Below are 13,493 nucleotides of genomic sequence, written 5' to 3'. Positions count from 1 at the left end.
CTTTGTTTGGGCAGGCTTTTTTTTTGCATGACAGATACATAAAAGAACAGTTATAGTATATTGTATCCTTATTTCAACGTCGTTAAACACTACTTTTTATGTACATCGAATCACTTTACATCAAGAATTTTAGAAGTATAGATTATTTACATCTCAAGTTAACAAAAGGGAAAAATGTAGTTGTTGGGAAAAATAATGCTGGCAAAAGCAACATAGTTAAAGCGTTGGATATATGCTTTGGAAGTAAAAACCCTGCCTATGCCGATATAAATTTCACTGACTTTCATTCTCATGAAGGTCAGTATTGCGAGGAATTTTGGATACTAAGTCAATTAAGAGAAACAAATATAAATGAAGAGGAATTATCAAAGATAAAGGGAATATATCGGGGAAAATTAAAGGCCTCGCCTTTTAAAATAAAAAGTGGAATTATTGACATTGTACCAGAGCACTCTGTATTCGATCCTGACACTTATTATTCCAACAACTGGATAGACAAGCAATACTTTAAACCCAAAACAAATTTACCTATTTTAATTGAGTCGTTAAAACAATCAAAATGCATATTAGTTTTGTTCTATGCAAAAATATGCGAAGAACCAGATGTACACGACAAGGAATATAGATTCTTCTATCAAGAGGATTTATTTGACGAATCAGGAGAACAAATAAAGGACAGCCCCTGGTATGTACTTTGGGGCGCCAGCACAGCATTCAGAGATGCTATTATAACAAGCGCAATTTTACCAGCATTTAGAGAGCCTGCAAATCAACTAAAACCCAATAACTGGTCTTGGTATGGAAAGCTTCTAAAAAAAGTATGGAATGACAAGAAGGAGGAAAAAGTAGAACAGGAGAACGAAAATAACTTAGAACATATATTAAAAACAGCATTAGGCGTAGTCGAATCAATCGGCAACAATGTCTACAAGGCCTTAGCTAGAGATATAAGCAAAAAGATCAAAGTAGCTTTTAATGACACTTCTATAAATTTCCAATATTTCCATGACACTAAAGAAATATACAAACAAGTACAGGTTTTTGTCAATGATGGATTCAACTCTAATCTACAAAACAAAGGATCAGGTATCCAAAGTGCAGTTATTATAGGCCTGTTCTCATACTATTGCAGCCTATTTCATCAAAACACAACAATATTAGCTATAGAAGAACCAGAGCTTTATTTACACCCACAAGCAAGGCGCGTAATTTCCAACAGATTAAGTGAATTTGTTGATATAAATCCCGACAAGCAAAATCAGGTTATTGTAATAACCCATTCAACTGAGTTCATCAGAGCAGGCGAATTAAACAACATATCAGTTATAAAAAAGATAGAAGGAAAAACAAAGTCAAATTTCTTTCACATCCAGCAAGAAAACAAAAGCCAAATACAAACATTACTAAGAAGCGAAAACAGCGAAATGTTTTTCGCTGACATGGTTATTATATGCGAAGGCGGTGAAAAATTAATTCTACCAACAATGGTCGATAACTATGTAAAAAGCAAAGAATGGCTTGATGAATACAATATTACAATTGTTCGTGCCAATGGAAAGAACGATATATCCAAAATAATTGATGTATTAAATGAATGCGGTATTACATCTTACGCTCTTGCTGATTTAGATTATCTATTTGAAGGTATAGACAACGCAATTCATCCAGAAATTGGAAATATACGTGGAGCAAAAACGACTATAGTAGACGAATACGAAAGCAAGTATCTACAAAAGCGCCTCTTACAGCCTGACAAAAGTGTAGACGCTAAGAGTTTTTGCGAGAAAATGAATGAAGTCGAGGAAGACAATTCAAAACTCCCAGAACTTCTGCATTTATGGAAGTATCTAAAACCTAAAGTAAAAAGAAAAATAGCACACAAAGACATTGAAAAAGAAGAAAACAAAAACTTCAAGCAGTCTTTATACAAATGCATAGATGAGATATTCAACAGCAACAACATCTTTATACTTAAAAGAGGAGAACTGGAAGATTATTTAACAAACGAAGGAAAAAAAATAGATGGATCAAAGGAGACACGACTTATCAACATCAGACAATTAGTAGAACAAGGCCATAAACTTGACGACTATTTTCTAATGGAGGAATTTAATCTGTTTTTCAAAACAGCATTTCGCCGATTTTTACCTAGCGTTAAGCCCTTGCAAGATTCTGTAGAGTTCTTAGCGACTCAAGCTCTATCTACAACATCTGAGACCTCACTAGACCCAATGTCGGCTTCTATTGAGTTAGGGTTAACAGCTGAAAAACCGTCCACATCAGATGAGAGCTTGTAGCTCCCCCATATGACGCGGGCTTGCAGTTCGTGCCCAACTATAACGATGAGGCCACACCTCACCTGCCGCAACGCGGCAACCCAGCCCCGCGCCAGTAGCCAAAGCCACCCCAGCCCCCGCAGCTACTCCCGCCTCTCTCGCCCCCGCCACTACGCCTTGTCACGAGGGCAGCGCGACTTGACACCCCGGCACCGGGCATTGTCACGAGGGCAGTAGCCAATGACGCGAGGGTAGCGGCCATTGTCACCCGGTCACCGGCCAATGACACGAGGGCAGCGGGCAATGTCACCTGGTCACGGCGCAATGACACCCGGGCAGCGGCCAATGTCACGAGGGCAGCGCCCGTTGACACCCGGGCAGCAGCCCTTGACACCCCGTCAAAAAATATATACCGCCCGGTCTATACTATCCTCTCCCCAACTCTCTATCTTCCTCGGGTACTTTAATCCTACCCTATTATGAATGATAAGCAACGCGCCCGTCTCACGATGATGCAGGCCACCCTCGCCGTGCTCGACCAGCACGCCGACCTCTACACCACCAACAAGGCCCTCGGCAAGGCCCGCACCGATCTGGCCGCCCTGGTGCAGCACCTCGACCCCACGGCCGAAACCCAGCAGGCCGCCACCAACCCCCAAACCGCCGGGGCCGTGAAACGCGCCACCAAGGAACACCTGGCCCAGCGCGCCGCCGAAGTAGCCGCCGCCCTGCTCGCCTACGCCGACGAGCACAACGACATCCGCCTCCAGACCGATGCCGACTACTCCGAGCGCCAGCTCCAGCGCGCCACCGACAACGACTTGGCCCGCATTGCCAAAAACCTGCTCGACCAGGCCAAAGAGCACCTCACCGCCCTCCAGGAGCAGGGCGTCACCCAGCAGGAGCTTACCGAGCTGGCCGATGCCCTGGCCGCCTACCAGGCCGAGCAAACCGCTCCCCGCCTCGCCACTGCCAGCGGTAAGGCCCACACCAAAGCCCTGGCCACCGACCTGCGCCAGGCCACGGCCCTGCTCCGCAACCGCATCGACAAGTTCCTGATTCGCTACCAGCGGCCCGAGCCCCAGTTCCACACCGCCTACCAGTCGGCCCGGCAGGTTATCAACACCGCCGCCCGCTCCGCCGGGAAGCCCACCAAGCCAGTAGTCAGCTGACACCGATAGAACGTCATTCCGAGCCTAAGCGAGGAATCTCGCGTGCTTTCATTGCCAGTCGGCGCCCGCAAAAAGAAAGAACGTGCTGCTTTGCTCAGGCTCAGCAGCACGTTCCCAAACGCCCAGAGCCCCGTTGCTTCCTATCCTAGTCGCACTATCTATTGTAACCGCCAACGCCCGGCCTCCTGCCCAGGAAGCCGGGCGTTGTGCTTCGTACCCCGCCCAGCCCGACCTAGCTGAGGCAACGGCCACGCCCGGCTTTCCGTTTGCGAAGGCCGGGCGCTTGGGCTGAAACCTTTATCTTGCCCGCCGCTACCTATTGCCTTTATCTGCCTATGCCTATTCTACACGCTGAGATTCAAGTTGGGGGGCGGCAAGTGCCTTTCGTGGCCGGCTCGTTTTCCTTCTGGCAAATCACCGACTACGTGGGCCGCCCCAGCACCGACGTGCGCCTGGGTCTGATTGAGCTGACACTCACTGGGGAAGCCGCCGCCTGGGGCTTCTGGGAAACCTGGATGCTCGACCCCCACCGCCGCCAGAGCGGCCGGCTGATCTTCTTCGAGAGTGAAGACCAGAAAGCCAAAACCGTCATTTTCTACGATGCCTTCTGCGTCCATTTCCAGTGCCGCTTCGATGCCCGGGGGGAGGATGGGCACAGCTCGTTTGAGGTAGAGCTCAACCTTTCGGCCGCCGCCAAGGAGGTGCAGGGCCAGTTCACGGAAGCCCACAGCGTGATTCCCTGGGCCGCCGACGAGGCCACCCGCTACCGGGCCCTCACCAAGCCACCGGAATACCGGCCCTCAGCGGGGCTGGCGGCCAGTGCAGCTCCGCTGGCGGCCGCAGCGGCGGCAGCAGTACCAAACCTGCCCGCCGCCCCGGCCGCAGCGGCCCCGGCGGTGGTCAGCTACCTGACCAAGAAAATGGAGCCCCACTACGAGGGCGAAGAAACCGGGGCCGTCTGGGGTACCAAGGTGCAGTATCTGTCGGCCGAAGAGCGCAAGCCCTACGCCCTGACCGTAGGCCAGGACGGCTTGCTGCGTAATGCGCAAAATCAGCTGTTTGATACTACCACCGCCGAAACGGCCACCGATACCGGCAAGTCCATCTTCGTCATGGATGACACTGGTGCCATTTACGCCTCCATGCTACAGGTACGGGGGCAGTTTCACCATTCCAGCTTCCTGGCGGGAGCACCCGTAGCCGCCGCGGGCGAGCTGGTGGTCAAGCAGGGAGTCGTCAAGCAGGTGTCCAATGGCAGTGGTCATTACCAGCCCGAGCAATCCTTTACCCATCAGTTTGTGGAGCAGCTCTGGCGCAGCGGGGCGAAAGACACCGATAAAATCAACGTAGTTGACTTCGAACACTAATATGGAAAACCTAGGCCCGCTCAATTTTCTGCGCATCCCGCTCTCCAATCTGTGGGACGCGCCCAACATCCGGCAGCGCATCGAGCAAGCTGATGCCGAGTTTGGCCCTCGCATGCTGCGCTGGTATTGCCGCTACGACGCCGAAACCCGCCTGGCCATGCGCACCCAGCTGCAATGGGCCGTGCAAAACCCCACGTACGACTTCCAAAACATCCTTGTCCGGGTGAAGACCTCCAACGAAGATATTCTCTTCTATTTCACCTATCTGCTCCAGCTGACCGAGCAAGCCGAGTGCCCCACCGAAGCCTAAGCCCCGCGCCGTGGGGGCCGGCCACCGCCGCGCCTTGCCTTCTGCCTTTCCCACCGCTATGCCCAACGACTTCCTCTCCCCCGCCGACCAGGCAGCCGCTGAACAGCAGCAGCGCCTCCTGGCCGCCCAGGTCGTGCGGCACGACCAGCTCCCGACCACCATCCGGACCGTGGCAGGCGTAGATGTGGCCTACGCCCAGCACAGCGACCAGTTGGTAGCCGCCGCCGTGCTGCTGGATGCCGCCACCCTGGAAATCCGGCACACGGCCGTAGTACGGCTGGGGGCCGCCTTTCCCTACATTCCCGGCCTGTTTTCCTTTCGTGAGCTGCCGCCCATTCAGCAGGCCCTGGCCCAGCTACCCGAAGCTCCCGACCTGGTAATCTGCGACGGGCAGGGCCTGGCCCACCCGCGCCGCTTCGGCTTGGCCTGTCACCTGGGGGTAGCCACCGGCCTGCCCACCATCGGGTGCGCCAAAACCCGGCTGGTGGGCTCCTACCACGCCCTGGGCCACCCCCGGGGCAGTACCGCCGAGCTGGTGCTCGATGGCGAAGTGGTGGGGCAGGCGCTGCGCACCCAGCCCGGCATCAATCCGCTGTTTGTGTCGATAGGCCACCGGGTATCGTTGGCTACGGCCTGCCACTGGGTGCTGCGCTGTGCCCCCACCTACCGCCAGCCCGAAACCACCCGCGCCGCCGACCACCTCGTCAACCAGGAGTTGCACCGCCTGCTGGCCGCCGCCCTGCCGCCCGCCCCCGACGGAATGTGAACAAGCCGGGCCGCCGGGTCGCCTACCCACAGTGCCGGCACCCGCTGCGGCAGGAGCCGAGACGACAATCCGGCCCCGCGCGGCCCGCTAGCTTGGCCGAGGCCGGCTAGCTAGGCTCCCAGAGTTCGAGCTTGTTGCCATCGGCGTCCAGGATATGCACAAACTTGCCGTAGTCGAAGCTCTCGATGCTGTCGAGAATAGTCACGCCGTTGGCCCGGAGCTGCGCCACCAGTCCTTCGATATTCTGCACCCGGTAGTTGATCATAAACTCCTTGCGGGACGGCGCGAAATAGTCGCTGCCGGTTTGGAAAGGGCTCCATTGCAGCGTGGTTACCTCCTCGGGCCGCTCCGCATTCCGGGATTCGAAAGTCGCGCCCCAGTCGTTCGTGTCCAGCCCCAGGTGGCGGGCATACCACTCCCGGGTGGCGGCGGGGTTGTCGGTCAGAAAGAAGATGCCGCCGATACCCGTCACTTTCGGGGTAGGGCCGTGTGGGGCGGGTGAGCCGGTCGTTTCGCTGGGTTGTGCTGCCATTGGGTTGGTGGTTATGTGGAGCTGCAACTTGCAGGAAATGTTTGACTCAAAAAGCATGTGGCCATCGACTCCTGGTGGCTTACCCGCACCGGCCTCCTGCTAGCCCGTGCCTGCTGCCAGCAGCTTAGTCGAAGCGCAGGGCCTCCGCTATTTTCTCCAGTGAAAAGGCCTTGTTGGCGAAGATATTAAAGCTGTTTATCGTATTGTTTCCGGGTACCGATTTCAAGTCACACCCCAGGGTAAACCCGAATTTGCGCTCCGTAATAACGGCGTACACATTCATGTAAAAGTTATTGCTAAGAAAATTCTTCTTGGGTCCATTATCGGCAAGGGTAGTGCCCACAAAACCCACGGATGGAATAGCAATAAGCTCAAGGTTTCCAAACCGATACAGCACAGTGGAACTCACCCCGAAATAGCCATCAAAGCTATTGAGGCGCTGCTCCAGCTCGAAATCCCCACTGGCGGCGTCCTTCAAATACGCGTCACGCGTCATCTTAATGGTGTCCCTCAACACCAGGGTTCGTTCGTACGTGTTCAGTATCTCCCGCTTGATCAACTCGCCCTGCAGGCCCAGGCTCATCTTACACTCCATCTGGGCCGAGGCCGGGCTAGTATACAGCAGCTTGTTCACGCCCAGCGTCACGCCCGAGCTCCGAACGGTGGTTGAGGCCAGGGCATAGTTGAAGTTCTGCCGGTCAACGCTCACTGACTGGTCGGCGGCTACCCGGCCGAGCTGGCTGATGGTGGTCCGCTGCAGGCGCGCCGGGGCCACCGAGTCGTTCACCACGGCTACTCCCTGCTGTTGCACCACCCGAAAGTAGCCGCCGAAGTGAGTATCCTCAATGTTGGTACGATAGCGAGGCACGTATGTCCTGGGAGGGGTTTCAGCTTTGAGCTTGGCGGTCTTCTCAGCTGTTTTTCTGGCAACCCTCACCTTCCTTCTGGCAGAAGGCCAAACGACCATATCCTGGTCCAGCGCCATCAGGTCGAAGTAGATATTGCCGCCTACTTTTTCCTTGTCAATTACGTTGAGGTTGGTGCCGATAGAAAAGCGCAGCGGATAGTTAAAATCCTCCAGGTACGACTTCCCTTTCTCCTTCCTTTCGCTGATATCTCCAATGGCAACGGTGATTCGGTCATCACTCGTAATGATGCTTTTAGCGCTCAGCTTGCCTTGTCCCTGCAACAGTAAGGTCACGCTTTCCTTCGTATCAGTAAGCGTATCGGCTTTGACCACCAACCGGATATACTGCTGTTTGGGGGCCTTGTTGCTAAAGGCCAGCAGCAGCGGCTCGGCATCCAGCTCAAAGTCTTCTTTGACTTGCGCAGTGCTGCTTTTCAGCACTAGCACCTGCACCACTAAAACGGAGTCCTTTGGTATTTCTCCCGTGTACTGCACCGGAATAAAGTAGGCTTTATCAACCGAATCCTCCACCAAAGCCAGGGGCTGCTTCGGAATTACAAAGCCAAGGCCGGAGCTCTGGGCTCGTGCCGCCTGAGCAATAAGCAGCAATAGCAGCAACAGAGCATACCGGTAACCAACAGAGTAATTGTTTCTCATCATAGAATCAGTTTGTATAGCTTGGATCATTGTAATAATCTCAGCTAGAAGGTTAATAATTCGGCATAAAGCTATTTATATATTGTAAATATTAAATGCATTTCAAATTATCCTATTAACGCCCCCAGGCACTTGCCGCTGGAGTACCGACGCGAATCAGTGGGGTCAGAGATACTCAGCAGTTCTAATGCATGCGTCACAGCCGCGCCACCTACCGGCGCGGGCATAAAAAAGCCCCGATTCGGGGCTTTTTTAGGTTTACGATATGCAGATTTGCTATTGCACGACGACCCGCTGCGCCCGGGTTTCGTCGCCGTGGAAGCGCAGGATGTAGACGCCCGGCAGGAGCTTGCCGCTCGGGATGCTCAGGGTAGCTTGCTTGCCTACCGCTGCCCGCATCAGCACCCGGCCCGTTACGTCCACCACATCAATGGACTTCACCCGGAGCTGGTTGGTACCCAGCTGAATGTTGATGGCGCCGTGGGCCGGGTTGGGGTACACGTCGATACCTTTGTCGGCCGCGCTGGTAGCGTTGGCCGTAACGGTGCAGTTGGTGCCCGCCGCGCCCAAGCCGCTGATAGACGCCATAGAGGTAGCCAGCACTACCTTGTCGAGCTTGGTGCCGCCGCCGGCGTTGTAGGCAATAGTGAGCGTGTGGGGCCCGATGGGCAGCACGGCATCCCGCAGCTTGGTCCAGTTCCAGCCGCTGCCGGTATTCACTTCCTTCACGCTGGCATCGTCGATATAATAGGTGTTGGCCACCTGCCCCATGTCGAACAGGAAAGTAGTGGATGCCAACGAGGCTGTGATGGTCCAGGAAACCTGCTGCCACGCGGTACCAATGGTCTGGTCGGCCTGGTACTGGGCGCCCGAGGGCCCGGTGGATAGCCGGATGGAGCCCCCGGCGGACGCCGCCCGTACCCAGTACGAAATGACGTACTGCTTGCCCACGGTAGTGGAAAAAGCCGCGCTGGTTACCTGCACCCGCCACTGGTTGCCGGGCTGGGCCGTGGGGTTCACCACTTTCATCGAGCCGGTGCCGGTGTGGGCTTCCGCCGCCACCGTGTTGGCCGTGATGGTAGCGCCAGTGGTGTTCAGGGTCGTCCAGCCCGTCAGCCCGGTTTCAAAGCCCGTATTGCCGATCAGCTGGCTGCTCACGGCCTGGAAAGGGCCCTCGTCGATTTTCAGCCAGTAGCCATATTCCTCCCCGGTGGGCACGCTCTGCCGGGCCACGATATTGTAAGTAGCCGCGCTGTCGATGGTGAAAGGCAGGGTGAGGGCGGCGGTAGCCCCGGCCGGCGGCGTGGTAGGGCTACTGAAACCCGATTTTACCCGCACGTACTTGCCGTTGGCCGCTTCGGCATCGTTTACCACTTCCCAGTTGGCACCCACTGTGGCACACTCGGCTTCCGCCCAGATGCGTTTGCCCAGCGGCTCGGCCGGCAGCACGGGGTTGTTGGTGCCCCACCAGCGGTACCAGCGCTGATAGTCCAGGGCCGGATACGGGTGGGTGGTAATGTTGGTACTGACGCTGGTATTACCGAGCAGAAACTTATCGACAAACGCCTCGATGGCCGGGCGCTGGGTGGTGGGAATGGCGCAGTGCCCGTGGCTCCCATCAATGTAAAACCCGAACCGGTCGGCGATGCCGAAAGCCTTCCACACCTCGTGCGCCGCCCGCGCCGACACGTAGGCCGACGGATTAGCCAGCCACTCAAAGTCGGTGTTGGCCGTAACCAGCAAGGCCCGGGGCGCAATCATGGCCATCAGCTCGTGGTGGTCGTGGGGCAGCTTGGCTACGTTGGCGCCGTTGAACTGGCGCATATCTTCCCGAAACCACTTGTAGTCGGTGGCATCCAGCTTTTCCACCGCGCCCAGCGTTTCCGATACCCGCCAGGCCGGCGCCCCGCCCCCACCCGATTCCTGGGCGATGGTCAGGGCAATCCGCTCGTCGAAAGCGCCGGAAAACAGCGCCATCTTGCCCGCGTAGGAGCACCCCGTGACGCCAATGTGGCTCATATCGATGGGCAGACTGGCCTGCACCAGCGCCAGCCCGTCGATGAGGCGGCTTACGCCCCAGGCCCAGGCGCTGTACTGGCCCGCGTTATCCAGGTTCTGGTCGGGGTAGAGCCGGTAGTAAGGGTCGGTGAGCTGGGGGTTGCCGTAGGTGGTTACCTGGTTGTGGCTGTAGGTGATGCGAGCAACGTTGCGACTGGTAAACACATCAGCTGGCAGGCTACCCGTGGCGCTGTTCATGCCAATGATGGCCGGGAAAGGCCCGGTGCCCGTCGTGGGCAAAGCCACCGCCGCGGTGAGCGTGAGGGTCTGACCGTTCACCGTCACGTTCACCGTGAGCGTGCCCGCGGCGTAGCTGGCCGTAATGTTTTGGGGCTGGGCGGGCTTGGTGCCTATTTCGTACCGCTCGACTTCAGCCTTTATTTCGTTGCGGCGGCACTCCCAGTCGCTGAAGCTGGTGGAGCGCCCCCGCCCATCCGACCACATAAAAGGGTCGGTTAGTGGCTCGACGACGGGCAGCTGGCCGAAAGCCGGCAAGGGCGGGGCCGCACAGTTGGCACCGGTATTCTCGGCCGAGTACACCAGCGGAATCTGCGCAAACAGGCCCAGACTGAGGCCATTCAGCAAGAGGGTTAATAAGGTAGTTCTTGTTTTCATTGGGGAATTGAAAGGAATAGTGGAACAGAACAGAAGAACGGAGGAGTGAGAATGGCCCGGCACGGCCCATTAGGCGCATATTTTCCACAGAACCGGGCGGAGAAGTATGACCTGAGAAATGGCGGAAAACCGGGACTGATCCAGCCGCCGAAAGGCGTTAGGAGCACCGCAAACGTTTCCGGGAAAAAGCACAGCTGGCAACCCCAAAGCAGGGCACGCGCCGCCCACCCAGATATGCCTTGGCACGCTGGAAAGCCATTAATTCCGGAATATAGGTAGCGCCGAAAGCGGATTTACCGGTTTTGGCGGACGGGCTAAAATGAAAGTACCGGAATCGTTTGTGGAAACGTTTGGATATCCTGCGGCACCAAAATATTCTTTATCTGACTGGCGGCCACGCTGCTTGCCACCCACGCGGCCCGCGTTTGGCCAGGCAATTTCCTGGGCATCCTGCCGCAGCCGGATAAGCTAAACCAAGCCCAAATTTTTTGGGGAGAGGGTACAGCTATAAGGGCCGCTAAGTATCTTCGCGTATCTATATACTCCTGCTAATGAAAACATTCTACGCTTTATTGACTGCTCTGAGCGTCGCGGCCACCGCCGCTCAAGCTCAAACCACGCCCGGCGGGGTGCGCATCGGCACGGCCGGCACCGCCCACGACAAAGCTATTCTCGACTTGGATGCCCAGGGTAAGGGCCTGCTCATTCCGCGCATGGACTCGGTGACGCGCGTGGGCATCAGTGCTCCGCCCGACGGGCTCATGGTGTTTCAGACCAATGGCCGCAAGGGCTTCTGGTACGCCATGAGCAACGCCTGGCTCTTCATTCCCGATAAGGCCCGCACCGGCGACAACCTCGGCAACCACGTTGCTACCCAAACCTTCGACCTGAACAATGAGCGGCTAACCGCCGCCGCTACCTCTCCCCTCGGCGACTCTATAGCTCAGGTGCAGATTCAATCGACGGTGCCCAGCAAGAGCGTAGCCTTCATCACGCGCAGCTACTACGGCCGCAACTACAGCCGCACCATGCTCTCGGGCTACGGCATGGGCCCTTACGGCCAGGATATCGACTACGCCGTGTGGGGCAACGCCTACCGTTCCGAGGGCTGGGCCGGCATCTTTACGGCGGGGCGGCCTGGCCAGCCCCTGCGCTGGGTAGGTCTGGCTGGCCACCCCGGCTACGTGAATGCCAACTCCGCCATCCGCATCGTCGACGGTACCCAGGCTGCGGGCCGGGTACTCACCTCCGACGGGGTAGGCAACGGCAAGTGGATGCCAATTACGGCCGCCGGAGGCAATTTCAACCTGGGCACTTACCAGCTAGTGGGAAACGGTGGCAGCAACGGCATCCGCATCAGCAATAGCGGTGTAGTAGAGCAGGCTGGCGTGGAATCCCCCACCCTGCTGCTACACTCTAATGGCAACGACGACGTAACTGCGGGCACCCTGCAGTGGCGCGAAGACAACACCGCCTACGGCTGGAACCTGCGCCACAACACCGGTGGCGCCGAAGCCGGGCAGACCACCGACCGCCTGATTCTGGAGCGCCTGAACGGCGCCGGGGCCGTAAGCGTGATGAGCTGGAACCAGGCCAACGGCAACGTGGGCATCAACACACTCAACGCGGGCTATACCCTGGACGTGGCCGGCACCATCCGCGGCAACAACGTGTCGGCCTCCGACGTGCGCTTCAAACAGAACATCCGGCCGCTGAGCGGAGCTTTGTCGGCCGTGCTGGCCCTGCGTGGGGTGCGCTACCAGTGGAACGCGCTGGGCGTGCAGCACGGCGGCAAGGCCGGGACCGAACAGGTAGGCGTGCTGGCCCAGGAAATCGAGAAATTCTACCCCGAGCTGGTCAGCACCGATGCCCAGGGCTACAAGGCCGTGAACTACGCCCAACTCACGCCCGTGCTGCTGGAGGCCCTCAAGGAGCTGCACGCCCAACTCAGCACCCAAACCCAGCGCGCCGACCAGGCCCAGGCCGCCCAGCAGGCCGACCACGCCGCTCTGCTCAGCCTGCAGCAGCAACTCGACCGGCTCCAGCAAGCCCTGGCTCCCACGGCCAAGGCCCAGCGGTAGAGTCTATTACCCAAAACAGCAACGCCTCGGCCTACCCGGTCGGGGCGTTGCTGTTTTGGCAACATTGGGGAGCCGCAGCTACCGTTTCAGGCCGGTTCCACTAGGGCCAGCCACGCCCGCACCACCTGTTGCAGTCCGGCGGCCTTGGCCTGGGCCTCGGCTAGGTCGCGAATTTGGATGAGGCGGCGGCCGTCGGTATAAGAGCCTTCCAGCAGGCCGGTAGCGTCGGAAATGCCAGCGCCGGTGGGAAACACCAGCAGCGGATGGCCCCGGTGCAGGTTGAGCACCACAATGTCGCGCCGGTATTCCCGGGCTTCGAATGGGGCCATCGGGCCGGTGTAGTAAAAGCTCGGCGAATTCCACTTAATCTGCTCGGCTACGGTGGGAGCAGCGGCCAGAATGGAGAGCCGCAGTGCTTCTACCACTGCCCGTAGTGGTAGGTCAAGCTGCTGTAGAAAGTCGTCGACGGAGGTAATTACAGGCTTGGGCATGGCGGCTAGACAGATACTACCGGTCAGCCCGGCGGATATGGGTAAAAGTACCGTTTCTGCTGCCCGCCAAACGGGGCAAACCCGACAAGTAAGATGGCCATTTGCGACGAAATACGGGTAGGCCGGTGAGGCCATAAAAGTCATTTGTCCTCCTGTACCGACCCGGCTGCCCAGCACCTGCAATGTCCTGAAACCTCCCGGAACTTCTTCGGCCTGAATCTGAGAAAATACGCGGGCCAAAATCGGTTTTAAATACCTTGC

At 56.9% G+C, this 13,493-nt stretch carries 10 protein-coding genes; 6 read left to right on the top strand and 4 right to left on the bottom strand.

Annotated features, from left to right (window positions below; genetic code table 11):
* The first annotated feature begins 98 nt into the window (after positions 1–98).
* The 5 genes from LGH74_RS02655 (at position 99) to nfi (ending at position 5,891) form a co-directional block, all read left to right on the top strand.
* Entirely contained in the window at positions 99–2,297 is a 2,199-nt protein-coding gene (locus LGH74_RS02655; RefSeq protein WP_226171550.1) for an ATP-dependent nuclease, read from the top strand.
* Positions 2,298–2,755: 458 nt separating this feature from the next.
* Complete coding sequence (locus LGH74_RS24820; RefSeq protein ID WP_262904524.1) at positions 2,756–3,448, top strand: hypothetical protein; 693 nt, start codon at positions 2,756–2,758, stop codon at positions 3,446–3,448.
* A gap of 335 nt (positions 3,449–3,783) precedes the next feature.
* Positions 3,784–4,815 (top strand): type VI secretion system tube protein TssD, encoded by a 1,032-nt coding sequence (gene tssD / locus LGH74_RS02645; RefSeq protein ID WP_226171548.1) that lies wholly within the window; start codon positions 3,784–3,786, stop codon positions 4,813–4,815.
* Between the two features lies 1 nt (position 4,816).
* A complete protein-coding gene (locus tag LGH74_RS02640; RefSeq protein ID WP_226171546.1) occupies positions 4,817–5,125 on the top strand; it encodes a hypothetical protein in 309 nt (102 codons plus the stop codon).
* 58 nt (positions 5,126–5,183) lie between these two features.
* A complete protein-coding gene (gene nfi / locus LGH74_RS02635) occupies positions 5,184–5,891 on the top strand; it encodes a deoxyribonuclease V (protein WP_226171544.1) in 708 nt (235 codons plus the stop codon).
* Between the two features lie 106 nt (positions 5,892–5,997).
* Here nfi and LGH74_RS02630 read toward each other — a convergent pair whose 3' ends face one another.
* From LGH74_RS02630 to LGH74_RS02620, 3 genes are all read right to left on the bottom strand, one after another.
* Complete coding sequence (locus LGH74_RS02630; protein WP_226171541.1) at positions 5,998–6,423, bottom strand: VOC family protein; 426 nt, start codon at positions 6,421–6,423, stop codon at positions 5,998–6,000.
* Between the two features lie 124 nt (positions 6,424–6,547).
* Positions 6,548–7,990, bottom strand: coding sequence for a hypothetical protein (locus tag LGH74_RS02625; protein WP_226171539.1), 1,443 nt, complete (start codon positions 7,988–7,990; stop codon positions 6,548–6,550).
* A gap of 273 nt (positions 7,991–8,263) precedes the next feature.
* Entirely contained in the window at positions 8,264–10,660 is a 2,397-nt protein-coding gene (locus LGH74_RS02620) for a glucuronyl esterase domain-containing protein (protein WP_226171536.1), read from the bottom strand.
* A 551-nt stretch (positions 10,661–11,211) separates the two neighbouring features.
* On the opposite strand from LGH74_RS02620, the gene LGH74_RS02615 reads away from it, so the two are divergent.
* A complete protein-coding gene (locus LGH74_RS02615; protein ID WP_226171532.1) occupies positions 11,212–12,741 on the top strand; it encodes a tail fiber domain-containing protein in 1,530 nt (509 codons plus the stop codon).
* 86 nt (positions 12,742–12,827) lie between these two features.
* Here LGH74_RS02615 and LGH74_RS02610 read toward each other — a convergent pair whose 3' ends face one another.
* Entirely contained in the window at positions 12,828–13,232 is a 405-nt protein-coding gene (locus tag LGH74_RS02610; protein WP_226171529.1) for a DUF1801 domain-containing protein, read from the bottom strand.
* Between the last annotated feature and the right edge of the window lie 261 nt (positions 13,233–13,493).

Origin of the sequence: Hymenobacter lucidus, from assembly GCF_020447265.1 — a bacterium.
Taxonomy (GTDB): Bacteria; Bacteroidota; Bacteroidia; order Cytophagales; family Hymenobacteraceae; genus Hymenobacter; species Hymenobacter lucidus.
This window is presented reverse-complemented; position numbering and strand designations above follow the sequence as displayed.